Below are 20,136 nucleotides of genomic sequence, written 5' to 3'. Positions count from 1 at the left end.
CCGAAACACTTTGCAAACCCTTGTTTTCTAAGACAGTTCTAGAGTAAGGGCTGGCCTCGACGCATGGCCTGCAGACGGCTGTTTGCAAATTCTTCCGTCAATGCTTCCAACGTGTTGCCCTTCGCCGCTTGGCCGAAAGTGCTTGCGCATTGAATGGCTTTTGTAATTATATCTCGAAATTATTCCGCAAACTGAATGAACGACTGCCGCCTCGCGGGGTCGAGGAAACAGGGTGTTGCGGATGCTCATCGCGAAAATGAGTCGCGTCCCGTGCGGTTCGAACACGGCGGAATGCCTTTTGCGTGTTTACAATGCGAGCATCTGCCTTTTGTGGCGATGCGTCCCGTGGCCCATGCCGTTGCATGACATAACCTGAAACACACCGACCACACCGATCAATTGGAACATCTCACCATCGCCCAGCGCAATGCCCACAACGCCAAGCTCGCGAGCTATGCGCACAGGCCGCTTGCGTTTCTTTTTCGCTATATCCGCCGCCACCCGCTCGCGCATGCGATCGTCCTGTGCAGCGTGTTCGCGGCTGTGGGCTGTGCGCTCGCTTCTCAATATGCGATCAAGCATCTGATCGACGTGCTCGGCGGAGGCCGGCATCATCCCGGCCCGCTGTGGGGCGCGTTCGCCATCCTTGTCGGTCTGATTGCCGCGGACAATCTTCTGTGGCGGGTCGGCGGCTGGGTCGCTGCGCACACGTTCGTCGCCGTTACCGGTGATCTACGGCGCGACCTGTTCCAGTATCTGAGTGGCCATTCGCCAACTTACTACTCGGAAAAGCAGCCCGGCATGCTGGCGAGCCGGATCACGGCCACGTCCAACGCGGTCTACACGGCCGAGAACACGACAGCATGGAATGTGTTGCCACCGTGCATCGCGGTGCTCGGTGCCATCGTCATGATCACCGCCGTCAACCCGTTGATGGCGGGCGGTCTGATGGTCTGTTCGGCGATCCTCTCGGTGGTGCTCTACAAACTGGCCGGGCGCGGTTCGGCAAGGCACCATCACTTCGCCACCAAGGCGGCTTCAGTCGACGGCGAGCTGGTCGACGTGATCAGCAACATGGGCCTCGTGCGCGCGTTCGGTATGACGATTCGCGAGCAGGCGCGCTTCGGCGCAACGGTCAAGGCCGAGATGGACGCGCGCCAGCAAAGTCTGCTCTATCTGGAGAAGCTGCGCCTCCTGCACGCGGTCATCACAGCCATGCTATCGGCGGGCCTGCTGGGCTGGGCGCTGTGGCTGTGGGACAACGGCCGGGCTACGTCCGGCGACATCGTGCTGGTCAGCTCGCTCGGCTTCACCATCCTGCACGGCACGCGTGACCTTGCCGTCGCACTCGTCGACGTCACGCAGCATGTCGCGCGTCTCGCCGAAGCGGTGCGCACGCTGCTCGAACCGCACGGCATGCCGGACCGCTCGGACGCCGTCGAACTGGTGCCGCAGGGTGGACGCATCGACTTCGAAACCGTGACGTTCGCGTATCCGCGCCGCCGGCCGATTCTCGATCACTTCCAGTTGCATATCCCGGCCGGACAGCGCGTTGGGCTGATCGGCAAATCGGGCGCAGGCAAGTCGACTGTGCTTTCGCTGCTTCAGCGCTTTTACGAGACGCAAGGCGGCCAGATCAAGATCGACGGTCAGGACATCGGATCGATTACGCAGGACAGCCTGCGCCACGCCATTGCCGTCGTGCCGCAGGACATCGCCCTGTTCCACCGCACGGTCTACGAGAACATCGCCTACGGCCGCCCTGAGGCAAGCCGCGACGAAGTGCTGGCGGCGGCCCGCGAGGCGCGCTGTTCGGACTTCATCGAAGCCATGCCGGAAGGCTACGACACGATCGTGGGCGACCGCGGTGTCAAGCTCTCGGGTGGTCAGCGGCAGCGCATTGCAATTGCGCGCGCCATCCTGAAGAATGCGCCGATCCTGCTGCTGGACGAGGCCACCTCGGCGCTCGACAGCGCGTCCGAAGAAGCGATCCAGAAGGCGCTCGACCGGTTGATGGTGGGCCGTACCGTGGTGGCCATCGCTCACCGCCTGTCTACGCTGAACAGCTTCGACCGCATCATCGTGATGAGCGCGGGCAAGGTCGTGGACGACGGCACGCCGGAAGAACTGCGCAACCGTCCGGGGTTGTACCGTGATCTGCTCGCGAAGCAGTATGGCAAAGGCGCCACGCTGCATGCGGGCGGCAAGAAGGTCGACGAACAGCACGTGGTTTGAGCGTTGGCGTGGTGGCGGGCAGGTTCGGAGCCGCCGCGGCCACCGTGACGATCTACCTCAATGCGAAAAAAGCCGCTTCGATGTTTGAAAGCGGCTTTTTTGCGCCCGGAGACAGTGTGTTGTGCTGGCTGGTTATCTGCGCGGCATGCACCTTCACCCCGCCAGCGACTCACGGCCGACCGCTGGCGTCCCCTCTTCGCCGTCCACCACCGTGCCCGACGCCTGCAAATCGCGCATGAAGTTATCGCGCCACACCGATACGTTGTTCTCGCGCAAGCGCACCATCATGTCGCGATAACGCGACTGACGCTCGACGAGCGGCATCGACAACGCAGTCGCCAGCGCCTCTGCCATGCCGTCGATATCCACCGGATTGACGATCAGCGCGCCGTCCAGTTCCTGCGCTGCGCCCGCGAAACGCGACAGCACCAGCACGCCCGGATCTTCCGGATCCTGCGCCGACACATACTCCTTGGCGACGAGGTTCATGCCGTCACGCAACGGCGTGACGAAACCAACGTGCGCCGTGCGAAACAGCGCCGCCAGCACCGACCGCTCGTACTGACGGTGAATGTAGAGAATCGGCGCCCAGTCGAGCTCGGCGAAGCGGCCATTGATACGCCCCGATTCGCCTTCCAGTTGCAGACGGATGTCCTGATAGGCATTCAGGTCGGCCCGGGTCGGCGGCGCAATCTGTAGAAACGAAACCTTGTTGCGCTGCGCCGGGGAATGCTCAAGCAGACGCTCAAAGGCCCGGAACCGCTCCACCAGCCCCTTCGAATAGTCGAGGCGGTCGACGCTCATGATGAGCTTGCGCGAGTGCAACGTTGCCTTCATCGTGCGCACCGGCTTGCCGCGCTCGCCTGCTTTCGCGAGTTCGGCGATCTCGTCCGGATAAACGCCGATCGGATAAGCCGACGCCTTCAAGGTCCGGCCAAACGCCTGCACGACCGCCGGGCCCCCAGCGGACGCTTCGACGCTGCCGTTGGCCTCGTTGACGATGTAGTCGCAAAACGCGCGCAGGTCGGGCGCGGTCTGGAAGCCGAGCAGGTCGAACGAGCACAGCGCTTCGACAAGTTCGCGATGCGGTGGCACCGCCAGCAACACCTGCGAGGCCGGAAACGGGATATGCAGAAAGAAGCCAATACGATTCTTGACGCCCGCCGCACGCAAGGCCTGCGCAAACGGGATCAGATGATAGTCGTGAACCCAGATCACGTCGTCAGCGCGTAACAACGGCACGAGTTGCTGCGCGAGCCACGTGTTGACGCGGCAATAACCGCCGAAGTCATGGCGGTCGTATTGCAGCAGATCCGCGCGGTAGTGAAACGCCGGCCACAAGGTGGCATTCGAAAAGCCGCGGTAGTACTGGTCGTAATCGCGCCGCACCAGCGCGATGGTGGCGAAAGTCACCGGGCCGCGCTCTTCCACGCTGATCTGCGGTTGCCCGGAGCTGAGCACGTCGCCGCTCCAGCCAAACCACATGCCGCCGGTTTCCTTCAGCGCATCGTAGACGCCGACCGCCAGACCGCCTGCCGCCGGGCCGCCTTCCGAGATCGGCGCGACCCGGTTCGATACGATAATCAGTCGGCTCATGAAGCGCGGTTTCCGTGCAGAAGAACGAGCGGAGTGCAGCGAGACGCAGCGCGAGTCATGCGCTGCGCGCCGCGGTGACGATGGCGTCGAGCCAGCCGAGCAAGGCGCCCACCGAATCGAGCCGCGAGCGCGCAATCGTGTCGCCTGGGCCGACCTTGATCGACACGCCACCGAGTTCGTTGACGACCGCGAAGCCCTTCTCGTCAGTCAGATCGTCGCCGGCAAAAACCGGCCGGCGGCCGGTGAACGGCGGCTCATCGAGAAACGCCCGCACTGAGCGGCCCTTGTCGACGTCCTTCGGTTTGATCTCGTAGACCATCTTGCCGGGCTGCAACACGTAGGAGCCTGGATAGTCGGCCACCAGCCGCTCAGTGGCGGCACGCGCCACGGGCTCGCGATCCGGCGCGTTGCGATAGTGCAGCGCGAGCGCTGCTCCCTTGATTTCGAGCAGCATGCCGGCGTTTGCGTTGACGACCTCCGCCAGCACCTGTTCCATGCGCAACAGGCGTTCGTCATGAAAGCCGATGCGCTGGGTGTCGCCGTTCGAATCGCGCCGTTCCGCGCCGTGCAGCCCCGCGATCGGCAAATCGGGCATGCCGAGCAAGCCGTCGATGCTCTCGATGCCACGTCCCGACACCACTGCGACGGCGCCGTTGGTGAGGCGGCGCAGCTCGGTCAGCAGTGTGACGACCTCAGGCTGCACCAACACGCCATCGGGCGTGGGGGCCAATTCGACGAGGGTGCCGTCGAAATCGAAGAAAAATGCCGTCTCGCTCAGAGACAGAACAGCCGGAGGTGCTTGCATTGGTTTATCTTGCCTTTCAGCCGCCTGGAGCTGCAAAAGTGTGCGCATCTTACCGCGCATCCCGCTATTTTTCGGGAAAGTAAGGCTGAGTGCAACGCCAGCAGGGGCATCCGCCCATCCGTCATGCAAAAAGCCGCTTGAAAACCGCGCGTTCCGTGCGGGTTCCGGTCCAGCACTACTCTCACCACTATGCGTCAAATTGCCTCTCAATGCCGGCCTTGCGGGCCGGCATATGACGCGGCTCATCGATTTACGATACAGTCCCAGCCACTCTGACCGGTCTGCGCGCGAGCCGCAACACCGGGAAATACCAACCTCGGTCCTCGCGACGTACCGCCTTAAATCGAGTCATAGATGCCTGCTTTGTTCCCCAGAATCTCTCGGCAACAGGTGCAACCGGATACGCCGTCGCTGCACATGGTTCGTCGTCCGCGTGCGGCGCAGCGTCTGCTGCCGCAACGGTTCCTGACGCGGGGACTGCTGGCGCTAGGCATGGCCATGACGCTCGGGCTGCTCGCCGGCTGTACGCACAAGGAAGAGCCATGGCACCTGACGAACGTGACCGGCCATCTGCCCGATCTCGATTTCTCGCTCACCAGCGATGACGGCAAGCCCGTCACAGGCGACGCCTTCAAGGGCGATATCTCGCTCGTCTACTTCGGCTACACGCATTGCCCGGACGTCTGTCCCGAAACCATGGCGCGACTGATGCAGGTGCTCGCCGCCCTCGGCCCGGACGCACAGCAGGTGCGCATCCTCTTCATCACTGTCGACCCGGCGCGCGACACGCCCAAGGCACTCCATGATTACGTAGGCGCTTTCGACGCGCAGCACGTCGTGGGCCTGACCGGCAGTGACGGTCAGATCGAATCGATGGCGCGCAAATATCGCGTTGCCTATCAGATGGAAAAGCGCGATCCGACCGGTAACTACGAAGTCACCCATAGCTCGGCCGTCTATGTCTTCGATGCGCAAGGCCATGCGCGCCTGCTCGCCACCGATCGCGATGCACCCGACGCGGTCGCCGCCGATCTGCGTCGTATCATTGACAACCATTCCTGATCATTCGCGGCTTCGGCCGCTTTTTCTGCCTCTGCGTTTATGAACCTCAAAACCCGATCTCTCGCCGCGCTGGGCTGCACGCTCGCCCTCTCCTTTGGCTTCGCCGCCACCGCTGAAGCGGCCTCACCACAGGCCATTTCGGCGCAGCACGCGTGGGTGCGCTGGCTGCCGAGCGATCTGCCCGCCGCCGGCTACGTGACACTCGTCAACTCGGGCGACAAGCCGGTCGATCTCACCGACATCTCGAGCGACGACTACGAGGGTGCGATGCTGCATCAGACGGTGTCCAACGGTTCGACGCAGAAGATGGTGATGGTCGACAAGCTGACGGTGCCCGCGCATGGCCAGGTCGCCATCGCGCCGGGCGGATATCACATCATGCTGGAGCACGCGCAGCACAAGATCGCACCCGGCGATACCGTGCATCTGAAACTGCAGTTCTCGGATGGGGAAACGCTCAACGCACCATTTGCCGTCAAGTCGCCTGCACAGGCTAACTGACAACAGGCGTTGAGGCAGAAGGGGAAAGCGCGGCGTGCAATGCGACCGCGCGAGACGGCTCAGGCCGAGCGCATCCAGACGTGCGGGATGCCGTCTTCCTCGTGTACGTCCGAGACCGGCTTGAAACCGAACGCGCCATAGAACGCTTGCAGGTGTGCCTGCGCATGCAGGCGCATCGGCACGCCGGGCCATTGTTTGGCGATGTGTCCGACCGCGCGCTCGAGCAGCTGGTTACCAAGCCCCATGCCGCGAAAATTCGCAGTGGTCAGCACGCGGCCTATGCGGATGTCGGCATCGCTGTCGTCAGGTAGCAATACGCGCAGGTAGCCCGCCAGCTTTGGCCGGCCTTCGTGATGACCCAACGCAAACAGATGCCATGCCTGGATATCGAGGCCGTCGATATCGCCGTACAGGCAATTCTGCTCGATCACGAATACCTCGCTGCGCGCGGCCAGCATCGCGTAGACCTCGGCGGTGGTCAGGTCGTCGAAATACTTCCAGCGCCATTCGAAACCTGGATGCGGCTTGGCTGTGGGATGCTGCGGCTCGTTCATGGGAAACACGTCAAAAGGGCTACGCCCTCGTGGGCGGGTGGATGCGGAATTATGCCGCGAATGCAGCGCTCATTGCCACGTTATCAACCGCAATTACAAACCGCCAATCGCGGCTCATTTGCCAAAAAAACTTGCGCTGAACGTATGCCACGTTCTAAACATCGCGCTACGTCGCGACGCCGACCCTTCGCCGCCGTTTGGTCGGTCAGTCGCTGAAGGGAATCTGCTCGACGGGATATTGCAGTCGTTCGATCAGGTTGCCTGGTCCGCACAGATGAAGCGCGCCAACCACCACCAGCGTGCGTTTCGGCGTATCCAAGGTTTCCCGCACGCGCGGCGCCCACGCGCAATTGCGCGCGTCGAGGATGGCGCAGCGAATCCCGGGCAAGCTGAATATCGGCGATTCGGCCGCCACATCGTAGATCGCCTGGAGATCACCCTGCAGCCACGCGGCCTGCATGCGCTCGAGCGTGCGCTGAGGTTCAGCCAGATCCGCGAGCAGCAATTCGAGCCCGGTGCAGATCGCCGACAACGGAATCGATTCGAGCGAAGCCACCACCTCCTCGGCGGTTTCCAGATACCAGTACGGCTTCGCTTGCGCCGCGGCTTCCCTGAGCATCCTTGGCTCGACACCTTCTACCACCCGCTGGCACAGCGTAGGGGCCGCCATCATCGCGGCCCAAGGACGCAACTCGCCGAGCGGCGCGAGCACCCCGGCGGACGGCCACGATGCGTCCAGTCTGCGCCAGACCTCCTGTGGCAACGCGTGCTCAAGCGACTGCCCGCCCTCTCGCTTGAGGAACGGCAAGATGGCCTGCGCATCGGACTCGAAGACCAGCGCTTCCGCCCAATCGAACGCCTGCACGACCCAAGCGGGCGTTCGCGGACTGGAAGCGGAAAACAGATGCATCGAGCCGAGCAACCGCACATGGGTATCGGTGAACTGAAAGTACATGGATCGAGATCGACGCCGTAGGTTTGGGATTGAACGACAGTATTTCACAGCCGGAGAGAGCGGGCGATGTCTTCGGTGAGTATCTCTTTCGTTATGCGAACGATCTCTCAAATAGTTACGGGCGAGAATTCGCGCGACTGCCAATGAGCCGATATGCCTGTCGCTCTACGCTTTCCTTCTTGATCAACTACAGACAGCCCTCCACCACGTTAGAGAAGCATGTCTCGATGATCGAATCAGACGCAAAAATCGACGCAGAAAAAGAAAAGCCCCGACAAGTCGGGGCTTTTCTTTTTAACTTCTGGAGGCGCGAGCCGGAGTCGAACCGGCCTAAACGGCTTTGCAGGCCGCTGCATAACCGCTTTGCTATCGCGCCGTAAGCGGACTGCTGAACCGTCGCAACAAGTTGCACGTACAACGGGTTCGCAGATTTGTTCGATGGCCGGTCGGTCCACCAAACAAAAAGGGAAGCGTTGCTTCCCCGAATGTCTGGAGCGGGAGACGAGTCTCGAACTCGCGACCTCAACCTTGGCAAGGTTGCGCTCTACCAACTGAGCTACTCCCGCATGGTGCTGCTAACAACGTTCTGCTACTGCGTCACTACCTGATGCCCTATGCCAAGGCATCACACAAAACGCTGCTTCAAAAATCTGGAGCGGGAGACGAGTCTCGAACTCGCGACCTCAACCTTGGCAAGGTTGCGCTCTACCAACTGAGCTACTCCCGCGTTTTGCTGCTATCTACTGCGTATTTGCCACTCAATTACAACTTATTTGCTAACTACTGCACTCCGACTCAAACCTGCGTGCATCGGAGAAACGAGATTATGTATAAAGCGCTGAAACGTGTCAACCCCTTTGACGCGGGTGTTCTTCCGAACAGTTTTCGCTCACACGATCCCGCCCCGTTCACGAATCTGCGGCCACGCGAGCTTCATGTAGTAAAGCATCGACCATATGGTCAGGAACGCCGCCAGCAAGACGAGCCACATGCCCCACACGCGCGTATCGATCGCGAAACCGGGTGCAAGCGGCAGCGGGCCATAGAACAGCAGCATGGGAATCGCGATCATCTGGCAGGTAGTCTTGAACTTGCCGAGCGAATTCACTGCAACGCTCTTCGAGGCGCCGATTTGCGCCATCCATTCGCGCAGCGCCGAGATGGCAATCTCGCGACCGACGATCACCAGCGCGATAGCTGAGTCGAGCCGCGCCAGTTGCACCAGCACGAGCAGCGCGGCGGTCACCATCAGCTTGTCCGCCACCGGATCGAGGAACGCGCCGAATGCCGAGGTCTGATTCCACTTGCGAGCAAGGTAACCGTCGAACCAGTCTGTCAGCGCAGCCAGGATGAAAACCGTCGCGGCCGCCAGATTGCGGTGGGCGGGGCTCATCATCATGTCTGGCAGATAAAACACGCCGACGACAAGCGGAATCAGAACAATCCGCAGCCACGTCAGGAAAATCGGGAAATTAAACGGCATGGGCAGGCGCAGGGTCTGACAAGAGAGGAGTTGCAATTGTGCCGTGTCATCAGGCCTGCCACAAGCAAACAGGCGGCAAACACACGGCAAACCGGCCGCAAACGGCACACAAACATCGGTCAAACTGGCCTATGAGACCCTGCGCGGATGCGGCGCGCCTGCCAGGGGTCGCGCCGCATTTCGCGCAATCAGTGCAATTGCCGATAAATCTGCTCGGCGAGCGAGCGTGAAATCCCCTCGACACTCGCGAGATCGTCGATGCTCGCCGCCACCACCCCGCGCAAGCCGCCGAAGCGCGCCAGTAAGCGCTGACGACGTTTCGCGCCGATGCCTTCGAGTTCTTCGAGGCGCGAGGTTTGCCGCGTTTTGGCACGCTTCGCGCGCATGCCGGTAATCGCGAAACGGTGCGCCTCATCGCGAATCTGCGCGACCAGCATCAGGGCCGCGCTTTCCTTGCCGAGTTCGAGCGGCGCGCGGCCGTCCGCGAAAACCAGCGTTTCGAGGCCGACCTTGCGTCCCTCGCCCTTCGCGACGCCGACCAGCATCCCGCAATCGAGACCCAGTTCGGTGAACACCTGGCGCGCAATCTCCACCTGGCCCTTACCGCCGTCGATCAATACGATGTTCGGCAACGTGCCGCCAGCGGCCGGTTCGACGGCATCGGTCGCGAGGGCGGGATCGGCTGCGGGGTCTGCTGCTGGCTGCTCGAGCGCTTCATCCGCGGCGTTCGCGGCGGCTTGCGCCACCATTCTTTCGTAACGACGCGTGAGTACCTGGCGCATGGCGGCATAGTCGTCGCCGGGCGTAATGCCGGTGATGTTGTAACGCCGGTACTCCGACGACTGCATCTTGTGATGGTGATACACCACGCACGACGCCTGAGTGGCCTCGCCCATCGTGTGGCTGATGTCGAAGCATTCGATCCGCAGATGCGCGAGGTCGTCGCATTCGAGACTCAGCGTATCGGCGAGCGCGCGTGTACGCGATTGCTGCGAGCCTTGCTCGGACAACAGCCGCGCCAGCGCGAGCCGCGCGTTCTGTTCGGCCATCGCGAGCCACGCGCGCTTTTGTCCCTGAGGCTGGCGCAGCACCGTGACCTTGTGGCCCGCCTGCTCGATCAGCAGATCGACCAGTTCTCGATTCGACGGCGCGTGACTGACCACGAGCACCGGCGGCACGCGGTTGCCCAGGTAGTGCTGGGCGATGAAAGCTTCGAGCACTTCGGATTCGATGCCCGTCGCGAGACTGCGCGAGCGCTTGCCGGAGGGTGTCGCGGCGGCTTCGTTGTCGGTGTCCTGGGGTTCGTCATCGACAGACTCACCGGCTTCGTCGTCCGCATCGGCGATTTCGTCCTCGGTCTCGGCGGTTTCATCGGACTCATCGGTTTCAGCAGGCAAATCACGCGCTATCGCCAGCGCATCGATCGTGTCGTCAACGTCCGCGGCACCCGCTCTGCGCTTCGCCACTACGCTCGCCAACGCGGCCTCCTCCGCTACCCGCAGGCCCTGCGCCACCGCCGCCTTCAATACACCTTGCGCATCGGCATCTTCGTCTTCGAGACCGCCTTCATCAATGGTCAACGCGCTTTCCACATGCGCCGGGAAATACGCCTTGTCTCCCAGATGACGTCCACCGCGCACCATCGCGAGATTCACGCACACGCGGCCACCCAGGGCGACGACCGCGAGAATGTCGACATCGCTATCGCTGCCCACTTCAATCGCCTGCTGGTGCAGCACCGTCGAAAGCGAGCTCATCTGGTTGCGCACCGCCGCGGCCTGCTCGAACTTCAACTCGCCGGCGAACGCATGCATCTTCTCTTCGAGCTCCTTCATCACTTCGCTCTGCCGCCCGAGCAGGAAGCGCGAGGCATTGGCGACATCGCGTGCGTAATCTTCCTCGTTGATCGCGCCCACGCATGGCGCCGTGCAACGCCCGATCTGATGCAGCAGGCAAGGCCGCGTGCGGTTGTTGAACACCGAGTCCTCGCAGGTGCGCAACTGGAACACGCGCTGCAGGATCTGGATGCTCTCGCGCACCGCCCACGCACTCGGGAACGGGCCGAAGTACTGGTTCTTGCGGTCCACCGAACCCCGGTAGTACGCCATGCGCGGAAACTTGTGCCCGGTCAGCTTCAGATACGGGTACGACTTGTCGTCGCGAAACAGGATGTTGTAGCGCGGCGTGAGGGCCTTGATCAGGTTGTTTTCGAGCAGTAGCGCCTCGGCCTCGGAACGCGTGACCGTGGTTTCGATGCGGGCAATCCGCGTCACCATCATTGCGATGCGTGGCGACAGCAACGTCTTCGTGAAATAGCTCGAGACGCGCTTTTTCAGGTCGCGCGCCTTGCCCACGTACAGCACAGCGTCATGCACGTCGTAATAGCGATAGACGCCAGGCAGATGCGGTAGCTGCGCGAGCACCTTCTTCGGCTCGAATGTCTCGGGAGCTTCAGGAGTGTCTGGCGCTTCGGGAACGTCTGAATAGGTCATGCAGAATCGGACTGAGCACCGCGCCAGGGTTCACGCGGAGATTGGGGTGAGTGCTTTAGAATCGCCAGTTTAGAACATTCCGCACGCGTCCGAGACCCGGATGCCGGCCATCATGCCCTCCCGCCGCCCGCCCGCCTCGTCCACGCCGCTCCCGCAAGCCACGGAGTCGGCGTCTGCGCCGACGCCGATGCCGGCAAACGCCGGCATCGCCTGCGATATCTTTTGCGCCGTGATCGACAACTTCGGCGATATCGGCGTGTGTTGGCGTCTGGCACGCCAACTGTCGAGCGAGCACGGCTGGCAGGTGCGCGTTTTCGTCGACGACCTCCACGCGTTCCAGAAGCTCTGCCCCGCGCTCGCCGTCGATCGCAGCCGCCAGACCGTGAGCGGCATCGTCGTCGAGTACTGGCACGAACCGGCTCACGTGGGCGACACGCTGGAAGTGGCGGACGTCGTCATCGAAGCGTTTGGCTGCGAAGTACCGCACGTCTACGTGGCCGCGATGGCCCGCCGCGAGCGCGCGCCCGTGTGGCTGAATCTGGAATACCTGAGCGCCGAGGACTGGGTCGCGGACTTTCATCTGCGCCAATCGCCGCATCCGCGCTACCCTCTCACCAAGACGTTCTTTTTCCCGGGACTCGGCGCCGGCACGGGCGGCGTGCTGAAGGAGCGCCATCTGGATGCCGCCCGCGCAGCCTTCGAAGCATCACCTCAGACGCGCGACGCATGGTGGCGCCAGACAACCGGCCAACCCGCACCCGGGCCGGACAGCACGGTCATCTCGCTCTTTTCGTACGAGAATCCGGCCGTCGACAGCCTGCTCGATCAATGGCGTGACAGCCCCACGCCCATCGTGCTGCTGGTGCCGGAGGGCCGAATTTCGGGTGCCGTCGCACGCTTTTTCGGTCTGCCACCGACGTCGTTCGCCGCGGGTTCGCACGTCGAGCGCGGCAGCCTGCGCGCCCACGCGCTGGCCTTCACCGAGCAGCCGGCCTACGACGCGCTGCTATGGGCCAGCCACCTCAACTTCGTACGCGGCGAAGACTCGTTTGTGCGCGCCCAATGGGCGGCGCGCCCGTTCGTCTGGCATATCTACCCGCAAGCCGACGCCGCTCACCTGCCGAAGCTCGACGCTGCTCTCGCCCACTATGCCGACCCATTGCCCGCCGAGGCCCACGCGGCGCTAGCGCGCTTCTGGCACGCATGGAACGGCGTCGGCAATCCTGACTGGGCGGATTTCCAGCGCCACCGCGCGACTCTCGAGCGGCGCGCGGCCGAATGGGCGCTGGAACTGGCGGCACTCGGCGACCTCGCCGGAAATCTGGCCGGATTCACAAAAAGTCAGTTAAAATAAGCGGTTATCCAACGGCCGACGACGCAAGCGCGGCACGATGGCGGCGCACCCAGGCGCCGGGGTGTGATCAGCGCCGAGCCCGCTTGCGCCGTATGCCGTTGAGCACAGTTTGAAGCTACTTATTTCGTACAGGACAGTTTTATGAAGACCGCACAGGAACTCCGCACCGGCAACGTCGTGATGATCGGCAGCGACGCGATGGTCGTGCAAAAAGCCGAATACAACAAATCGGGCCGTAACTCCGCCGTCGTCAAGATGAAGTTCAAGAACCTGCTGACCGGCGCAGGCATGGAAACCGTCTACAAGGCCGACGACAAGTTCGACGTCGTCCTGTTGGACCGCAAGGAAGTGACCTACTCGTACTTCGCTGACCCGATGTACGTGTTCATGGACGCCGACTACAACCAGTTCGAAGTCGAGGCCGAAATGATGGGCGACGCCCTGCATTACCTCGAAGACGGCATGGGTTGCGAAGTCGTGTTCTACAACGAGAAGGCCATCTCGGTGGAACTGCCCACCACGCTGATCCGCGAAATCATCTACACGGAACCGGCTGTGAAGGGCGATACGTCGTCGGGCAAAGTGCTGAAGAACGCCAAGCTGAACACGGGCTTCGAACTGCAAGTGCCGCTTTTCTGCAACATCGGCGACAAGATCGAAATCGACACGCGTACCCACGAATACCGCAGCCGCGCCTAAGCTCCACCAGGCACTGCATCCTGCCAGGCCCGTCCCGCAACGCTGCGGGATCCGGGTCGAATTAAAAAAGCGCCCTCCTGGGCGCTTTTTCTTTTTTGCGTGACCGTGTATGGTTGAGGAAAACTTTACCGGTACGGTTTTCGATTTTGCCAACCCGATTGCATCGCAGAACGCATCACGTGCGACAAACCATTGATAAGCTTAAGTAGTTGTGGATGGCACGCTCCCTGCTTCGAGAAGGACAGGCCCATGAGGCTTTTCTTTTTTCTCACTATGTGGAGACGCGTCATGAACAACGACATCGCTGAAGGCAAATGGAAGCAAATCATCGGCAAAGCGAAGACTGCGTGGGGCGAACTGACGGACGACGAGTTGACCAAGGCCGAAGGCCGCGCCGACAAACTCGCCGGACTGATTCAGGAGCGCTACGGCAAAACGCGTGAAGAAGCAGTGCGCGAAGTAAACCGCTTTTTCGATGCCAACCGGGATTGATCATGCGTGGCGCTGTATTCCGAGAGGAACAGCGGACGACCCCATCGCACCCCTGCCCGCTACTGGAATACCGGTGGCGCGGCGCGGGCTTCCAACCATCTAAAAACTAGCGCTAGCCATGCCACATGCCCTGATTGTAGAAGACGATCCCAATAGCCTGTCAGGCCTGTCAGCGATCCTCGCCGCCGACGGCTTCTCCGTCGACACCGCGACGACCCTCGCCGAAGCGCGGGCTGCGCTGACGCGCTTCATCCCGGACGTCGTGCTGGTCGACCTGAATCTGCCCGATGGCAGCGGACTTGACCTGCTGCAGCATCTGCCCGCGCAACCGCCTGGAGGTGCACTGCCTGTCATCGTGATGACCGGCAACGCCACCGTCGAAAGCGCGATTGAAGGCCTGCGGCACGGCATCTGGGATTACCTGCTCAAGCCCGTCAACATTCCGCGCCTGCGCAGTCTGCTGGCGCGTATTCCGCGCCCGTACGAACTGACCGAGGAAGTGCAAACCTTACGCGCCACGCTGCGCCAGCTCGGACGCTTCGGCCCCATGCTCGGCAGAAGCGGAGCCATCCAGCACGTGTACGACATGATCGAACACACTGCGCCGACCGAGGCTGCCGTTCTGATCTCCGGCGAAGCGGGCACGGGCAAGGAAGTCACCGCGCGCACGCTGCATGAGATGAGCCGGCGTCGCAAAGGGCCGTTCGTCACGTTCGATTGCCGCACGGCGGCGAACCACGCGGCGAGCCGTTCGCTGGATAGCCTGCTGTTCGGTCACGAACGCGGCGCGTTCAGTGGTGCCGAGCAGCGCGAGCAGGGCCTGTTCGAACAGGCCAGTGGCGGCACGTTGTTTATCGACGAGATTGCCGAATTGCCGCGTCCTCAACAGGAGGCGCTGTTGCGTGCGCTCGATTCGCAGACCTTTATGCGGGTTGGCGGCACGCATCAGGTGGTCACCGATTTCCGGCTGGTCGCCTCGACCCGCAAGTCGCCGCGCGCAGCTGTCGCCGACGGCAGCCTGCATAGCGATCTCGCGCTGCGTCTCGACGCGGCGGCGGTCACCTTGCCGCCGCTGCGCGAGCGCGGTGACGATGCTGCGCTGATCGCACAATCGCTGGTCGATGAGCTCAATCGCGAGGCCGCTTCCCATGGCTCTGCCGATGCGACCAAGCAGATCGGACCGAACTTCCTGCGCGAGTGTCTGGCCTATGAATGGCCGGGGAATGTACGTGAACTGCAGGATCGTGTCAGGCGCGCGTATCAAGCCTCGGGCGACGTGCTCGAAACGCTGCGCGCCGATGAGACCGGTTCGGGTGGCGTGCGTGATCTGAATGGCAGCCGGGTGCAGGTGACCGTCGGTACACCGCTCGCGGACGTGGAGGAGATGCTGATTCGCGCGACGCTCGACGCGGTCGGCGGCACGCGGCATCGCGCTGCGTCGCTGCTGGGCATTAGCCCGAAGACGCTGTACAACAAGCTGCAGCGGATGCGTCTGAACTGATCTGCCACGAGCGCGTGACACACAGTTGGAAAAAAGGCGGCGCAGTTCAAGTTGCGCCGCCTTTTTAGTTCTTTAGCGCGGCTGTTTGGCCTCGCGGAATTTTGCGGTCTGGCGTAATGCCCGCCACACCACGCGCTCAGGCAAACGCGCTGCGCAACAAGCTCTGCGCCTGCAGATACTCCGGCTCGGCAACCAGCTTGCTCCACTTGAGCGCCTTGCCGCGCGGACGCATCCGGGCCAGGCGCGCCTGCGATTCCTTCGACGGCGTGAAGCGCAGCGCGTCGAGCACCTTCTCCGCTTCCTCGGGCTGATTGCAGATCAATACCATGTCGCATCCCGCCTGCAATGCAGCGGTCGCGGCTTCGGTGAGCGTGCCGCCCTGGCGCGCGGCCTCCATCGAGAGATCGTCGCTGAAAATTGCGCCCGGAAAACGCAGCTTGTTACGTAACACGTCCTGTAGCCAGACGCGCGAGAAACCCGCCGGCTTCGCATCCACCTGCGGATAAATCACGTGCGCCGGGATCACCGACGCTAACGACAACCCCAGCCAGTCGTACGGCGCAACGTCGTCACGCAAAATCGCTTCGAGCGGACGGTCGTCCACCGGCACCGCGACATGCGAGTCCGCGTGAGCAAATCCGTGTCCGGGGAAATGCTTGCCGCAGTTCGCCATGCCGGCCAGCGCGAGACCATGATTGAGACTCTTCGCGAGCAACGCCACCACGCGCGGATCGCGATGGAACGCGCGATCGCCGATCACCTGCGACTGGCCATAATTCAGATCGAGTACGGGTGTAAAGCTCATGTCGACGCCGCACGCACGCAATTCGGCGGCAAGGATGTAGCCCACCGCGGTGGTGATCTTGGTGGCGTGCAGAACGTCCGAGTCCCACAACGCGCCGAGCTTGCCCATCGCCGGCAGCACGGTAAAGCCATCGGTGCGGAAACGCTGCACACGGCCGCCTTCGTGATCGACGGCGATCAGCAGATCGTCACGTACGGCGCGGATCGCATCGGTCAGCGCGACCAGTTGTGCGCGATTCTCGTAGTGGCGCGCGAACAGGATCACGCCCCCGGTCATCGGATGCGCGAGGCGGCGCTTGTCGTCGTCGGTCAGCGTTTTGCCGACCACGTCGAGCATCACCGGGCCTGGATTGGTTTTCATCGGATTCCGCAAAAAGACAAAATAAAACGCAGGGAAAGAAGACGCGGCTTGCCGACGCCGCGCCGGGAGAAATCAGGGGGTGACTGGATCGACAGACGGAGTGGACGTTGCGGATCCAGCTGGATCCGCCGTCTCCGCAATCACGAAGGAGACTGCATAGTCGTGCTCGTCGCTGATCGTCACACGCGCTGTGATGCCGCGTGCTTCGAGCCATTCAGCCAGTTCGCCCGAAGCGACGACCATCGGCTTGCCACTCGGCTCGTTGAGAGTCTGCAGCGCGCGCCAGGTCATCGGCCAGCGCATGCCAAGGCCGATCGCTTTCGAGAAAGCTTCCTTGGCCGAAAATCGGGTGGCGAGGAACGCGAGCCCGCGCACCGCCGAGCGGGCGTGGCGCGCGTGATAGATGCGCAATTCGTCGGCGCCGAGCACCTTCTCCGCGAAGCGCCCGTTGGTTCGGGTCATGACTGCCGCCACGCGACTGACCTGAACGATGTCGGTGCCGATGCCGTAGATTGCCATGCGTGGAGAGGTCCTCGTTGCTTAGGGTTGCGGCGGGTTTGCTGAGGCGCGCCCGCAGGCGTTAAGCGCGTGCGCCGAGACGCGCGGCGACCATGATCGCCTTCATCTCGCGCACCGCGTTCTCCCAGCCCGCAAAAATCGCGTGCGCGACGATCGCGTGGCCGATATTCAGCTCGACAATGCCATCGATCGCCGCGATCTGCTGAACGTTCGTGTAGTGCAGGCCATGTCCGGCATTCACCTTGATGCCGAGCGACAGACCGAATTCGACGCTGCGTACCACGCGCTCGTATTCGCGCTGTTGCTCTGCCGGGTCATGCGCTTCGGCATAGCGGCCGGTATGCAGTTCGATCACCGGCGCACCGGCTTCATGCGCGGCGCGAATCTGCGTTTCGTCCGGGTCGATGAAGAGCGACACGCGTGAACCCGCTTCGGCCAGTTGCTTGCACGCAGAGCGCACAGCCTCGAACTGGCCGGCGACGTCGAGGCCACCTTCGGTGGTCAGCTCTTCGCGCTTTTCCGGCACGAGGCAAACGTCGTGCGGCTGCACCTCACAGGCGATATCGAGCATCTCCTGCGTCACCGCGCATTCGAGGTTCATGCGCGTCTTCAGTAGCGGACGCAGCTTGCGCACGTCGGCGTCGACGATATGCCGGCGATCTTCGCGCAGGTGCAGCGTGATCGCATCTGCGCCCGCCGCTTCGGCGTCGAGCGCCGCGCGAATCGGGTCGGGGTAGGAGGTACCGCGCGCATTGCGCACCGTAGCGACGTGATCGATATTCACGCCCAGGTCGATCACATTAGGCGACGTAAGAAAGAAGCTCATAAGTTCTGCAAGTCGATCAGGATCTGGCGCGTCGCGAGCGGCGTGCCGCCAAGGTAAGTGTTGAGCAGAAAGCGCATCAGCGTCTTGCTTTGCGCCACGGTCTGCGCACGATGGTAATCGTCCGCTTCCATATCGAGCAAGGTCTGGCCGGCAACTACCGGCCACTGCGCGGGCAGATCGTCGGAGGCTTCGCGCACGCCGCGCTCCGGATCGAACACGTAACGCCCCTCCGCCACCACCGCCTTGCGCGCGACCGTACGGTTGAGCGCCATGGCGTAGCCGGTTTCGCGCAGCAATACGCGTTCGAACGAGCGCAGGACCTGCACGGCCGGCTCATCGTGCGCGAGGCGCGCCAGCGTGACGACATAGTGCTGGAACAGTTGCGGATGCGGATCTTCGCGTCCGCAGAATTTGACCAGCAGTTCGTTGACGTAGAAGCCACAGAGCAGCGCGTCACCGGCAAGCGGCAGCATGCCGCCCACCCATTCGGCACCGGTCAGCGTGCGGACTTCGGATTTGCCGGACCACGCCAGCGCGAGCGGCTGGAATGTCTGCAGCACGCCGCGCAACGCGGAGTGCGGGCGCTTTGCGCCCTTTGCGACGAGAGCGAGACGGCCGTGATCGCGCGTCAGTACATCGATGATCAGACTGGTCTCGCGATGCGGATAGCTATGCAGCACGAACGCCGGTTGCTCAGTGACCTTGTAGTCGGAACCGGAACTGCGCGGCGACCGGCGTGCCGGTGTCTTGCGCGCTTCGCCGCTGGCAGACGCGTCTGCGTCCGATGCTTCGCCGGCTGAGCTACGCGGCGTATTGCGCGGCGAGTTGCGGGTGGAAGAACCAGTGGATGCTGAAGATGACTTCTTCGACACACGAGCCTTCGATGGCTCGCGCGCCGGCGCGCCCGGCTCGGTATCGTCCGGTTCAGCGTCGGATTGCAGCGTCATCCACGCGTCATTCGTACCCATAGGCGCGAAGTCCGGCTTCGTTGTCGGCCCAGCCACTCTTCACCTTGATGAAGGTTTCCAGATACACGGGGCCGTCGAACAGCTTTTCCATGTCGAGGCGCGCTTCGGTGCTGATCTGCTTCAGCTTGGCGCCCTTCTGGCCGATGATCATCGCCTTGTGCGTATCGCGTTCCACCATGATGGTCGCGAAAATGCGGCGCAGACGGCCTTCGGTTTCGAACTTGTCGATCAGGACCGTGCTCGTGTACGGGAGCTCGTCGCCGGTCCAACGGAATACCTTCTCGCGCAGGATTTCGGCGGCGAGAAAACGCTCGCTGCGATCGGTCAGGTCGTCTTCGCCGTAGATCGGCGCACCTTCCGGCAGGAACGGCTTGACGGTTGCCATCAGACGCTTGATGTCGTCGGGATTCTTGGCGGACAGCGGCACAATCTCGTTGAACTCGCGCAGTGCGCTCACCTGCTGCATGAACGGAAACAGCGAGTCCTTATCCGAGACACGGTCGAGCTTGTTGGCGATCAGCAGCGTGGGCACCGAAGGCGGGATCAGATCGAGCACCTTCTGGTCGTCCGGACCGAAACGGCCCGCTTCGATCACGAACAGGATGGCGTCGACCGAGGTCAGCGTCGAGGTGACCGCGCGGTTGAGCGAGCGGTTCAGCGCACCGCTGTGCTTGGTCTGGAACCCGGGTGTGTCGACGAAGATGTACTGCGCGTCTTCGAGCGTGTGAATGCCGGTAATGCGATGGCGCGTCGTCTGCGCCTTGCGCGACGTGATACTGACTTTCTGGCCGACCAGCGCATTCATCAGCGTGGACTTCCCGACGTTCGGGCGGCCGACGATCGCGACCATGCCGCAGCGGAAACCAGTGGGGGTGGAAGCGTTCATATTCAGGCTACGGCAGGTTCATATGGACGCGCGAAGAAACGCG

General features: G+C 62.6%; 18 protein-coding genes and 3 tRNA genes. 7 read left to right on the top strand and 14 right to left on the bottom strand.

The annotated features are described in order from the left end of the window. Nucleotides 1-399 precede the first annotated feature (399 nt). Nucleotides 400-2,235, top strand: a complete 1,836-nt coding sequence (locus P3T17_RS00525) for an ABC transporter ATP-binding protein (protein WP_074263863.1) — start codon at nt 400-402, stop codon at nt 2,233-2,235. A gap of 153 nt (nt 2,236-2,388) precedes the next feature. On the opposite strand, the gene otsA is transcribed toward P3T17_RS00525, so the two are convergent. Together otsA and otsB are read right to left on the bottom strand one after the other, a co-directional pair. Then, the gene (gene otsA / locus P3T17_RS00520; RefSeq protein WP_429404053.1) at nt 2,389-3,831 is read right to left on the bottom strand and encodes an alpha,alpha-trehalose-phosphate synthase (UDP-forming); all 1,443 of its coding nucleotides are present in this window, start codon (nt 3,829-3,831) and stop codon (nt 2,389-2,391) included. Between the two features lie 55 nt (nt 3,832-3,886). Next, nucleotides 3,887-4,636, bottom strand: a complete 750-nt coding sequence (gene otsB / locus P3T17_RS00515; RefSeq protein ID WP_429404051.1) for a trehalose-phosphatase — start codon at nt 4,634-4,636, stop codon at nt 3,887-3,889. Between the two features lie 417 nt (nt 4,637-5,053). On the opposite strand from otsB, the gene P3T17_RS00510 reads away from it, so the two are divergent. Both P3T17_RS00510 and P3T17_RS00505 read left to right on the top strand, forming a co-directional pair. Next, complete coding sequence (locus tag P3T17_RS00510; protein ID WP_429405445.1) at nt 5,054-5,698, top strand: SCO family protein; 645 nt, start codon at nt 5,054-5,056, stop codon at nt 5,696-5,698. Nucleotides 5,699-5,737: 39 nt separating this feature from the next. Then, nucleotides 5,738-6,199: a copper chaperone PCu(A)C gene (locus tag P3T17_RS00505; RefSeq protein ID WP_429404049.1), complete on the top strand. Its 462-nt coding sequence runs from the start codon at nt 5,738-5,740 to the stop codon at nt 6,197-6,199. A gap of 59 nt (nt 6,200-6,258) precedes the next feature. On the opposite strand, the gene P3T17_RS00500 is transcribed toward P3T17_RS00505, so the two are convergent. From P3T17_RS00500 to uvrC, 7 genes are all read right to left on the bottom strand, one after another. Further along, nucleotides 6,259-6,753, bottom strand: a complete 495-nt coding sequence (locus P3T17_RS00500) for a GNAT family N-acetyltransferase (RefSeq protein ID WP_429404047.1) — start codon at nt 6,751-6,753, stop codon at nt 6,259-6,261. Nucleotides 6,754-6,958: 205 nt separating this feature from the next. Then, nucleotides 6,959-7,708 carry a TraB/GumN family protein gene (locus tag P3T17_RS00495; protein WP_429404045.1) on the bottom strand — a complete coding sequence of 250 codons (750 nt, stop codon included), beginning with the start codon at nt 7,706-7,708 and terminating at the stop codon, nt 6,959-6,961. 302 nt (nt 7,709-8,010) lie between these two features. Next, nucleotides 8,011-8,084 (bottom strand) — tRNA-Cys (locus tag P3T17_RS00490). A gap of 114 nt (nt 8,085-8,198) precedes the next feature. Continuing rightward, nucleotides 8,199-8,274: transfer RNA gene (locus P3T17_RS00485), tRNA-Gly, on the bottom strand. A gap of 85 nt (nt 8,275-8,359) precedes the next feature. Beyond that, nucleotides 8,360-8,435: transfer RNA gene (locus P3T17_RS00480), tRNA-Gly, on the bottom strand. Nucleotides 8,436-8,597: 162 nt separating this feature from the next. Next, nucleotides 8,598-9,191 carry a CDP-diacylglycerol--glycerol-3-phosphate 3-phosphatidyltransferase gene (gene pgsA / locus P3T17_RS00475; protein ID WP_074263858.1) on the bottom strand — a complete coding sequence of 198 codons (594 nt, stop codon included), beginning with the start codon at nt 9,189-9,191 and terminating at the stop codon, nt 8,598-8,600. Between the two features lie 188 nt (nt 9,192-9,379). Beyond that, nucleotides 9,380-11,683, bottom strand: a complete 2,304-nt coding sequence (gene uvrC / locus P3T17_RS00470; protein WP_429404043.1) for an excinuclease ABC subunit UvrC — start codon at nt 11,681-11,683, stop codon at nt 9,380-9,382. 187 nt (nt 11,684-11,870) lie between these two features. On the opposite strand from uvrC, the gene earP reads away from it, so the two are divergent. The 4 genes from earP (at nt 11,871) to P3T17_RS00450 (ending at nt 15,729) form a co-directional block, all read left to right on the top strand. Next, nucleotides 11,871-13,037, top strand: coding sequence for an elongation factor P maturation arginine rhamnosyltransferase EarP (gene earP / locus P3T17_RS00465; protein WP_429405443.1), 1,167 nt, complete (start codon nt 11,871-11,873; stop codon nt 13,035-13,037). A gap of 141 nt (nt 13,038-13,178) precedes the next feature. Next, a complete protein-coding gene (gene efp / locus P3T17_RS00460; protein WP_074263854.1) occupies nt 13,179-13,736 on the top strand; it encodes an elongation factor P in 558 nt (185 codons plus the stop codon). A gap of 288 nt (nt 13,737-14,024) precedes the next feature. Beyond that, nucleotides 14,025-14,228 carry a CsbD family protein gene (locus P3T17_RS00455; protein ID WP_074263853.1) on the top strand — a complete coding sequence of 68 codons (204 nt, stop codon included), beginning with the start codon at nt 14,025-14,027 and terminating at the stop codon, nt 14,226-14,228. 118 nt (nt 14,229-14,346) lie between these two features. Continuing rightward, entirely contained in the window at nt 14,347-15,729 is a 1,383-nt protein-coding gene (locus P3T17_RS00450) for a sigma-54-dependent transcriptional regulator (protein WP_429404042.1), read from the top strand. A gap of 136 nt (nt 15,730-15,865) precedes the next feature. On the opposite strand, the gene nagZ is transcribed toward P3T17_RS00450, so the two are convergent. The 5 genes from nagZ to era all read right to left on the bottom strand — a co-directional run bounded on the left by nagZ (nt 15,866) and on the right by era (nt 20,093). After that, nucleotides 15,866-16,894: a beta-N-acetylhexosaminidase gene (gene nagZ / locus P3T17_RS00445; protein WP_429404040.1), complete on the bottom strand. Its 1,029-nt coding sequence runs from the start codon at nt 16,892-16,894 to the stop codon at nt 15,866-15,868. Between the two features lie 72 nt (nt 16,895-16,966). Then, nucleotides 16,967-17,413: a holo-ACP synthase gene (gene acpS / locus P3T17_RS00440; protein ID WP_429404039.1), complete on the bottom strand. Its 447-nt coding sequence runs from the start codon at nt 17,411-17,413 to the stop codon at nt 16,967-16,969. A gap of 61 nt (nt 17,414-17,474) precedes the next feature. Next, on the bottom strand, nt 17,475-18,239 hold the full coding sequence (pdxJ, locus tag P3T17_RS00435) for a pyridoxine 5'-phosphate synthase (protein ID WP_429404037.1): 765 nt from the start codon (nt 18,237-18,239) through the stop codon (nt 17,475-17,477). Next, nucleotides 18,236-19,207, bottom strand: a complete 972-nt coding sequence (gene recO / locus P3T17_RS00430; protein ID WP_429404035.1) for a DNA repair protein RecO — start codon at nt 19,205-19,207, stop codon at nt 18,236-18,238. Before recO ends, pdxJ begins: the two co-directional genes overlap by 4 nt. Further along, nucleotides 19,194-20,093: a GTPase Era gene (gene era, locus P3T17_RS00425; RefSeq protein ID WP_074263847.1), complete on the bottom strand. Its 900-nt coding sequence runs from the start codon at nt 20,091-20,093 to the stop codon at nt 19,194-19,196. Before era ends, recO begins: the two co-directional genes overlap by 14 nt. Nucleotides 20,094-20,136: the final 43 nt, after the last annotated feature.

Origin of the sequence: Paraburkholderia sp. GAS82, assembly GCF_050436285.1 — a bacterium.
Classification (GTDB): domain Bacteria; phylum Pseudomonadota; class Gammaproteobacteria; order Burkholderiales; family Burkholderiaceae; genus Paraburkholderia; species Paraburkholderia phenazinium_B.
Note: the sequence above shows the minus strand (reverse complement) of the source record. Positions and strands in the feature narration are given on the sequence as shown.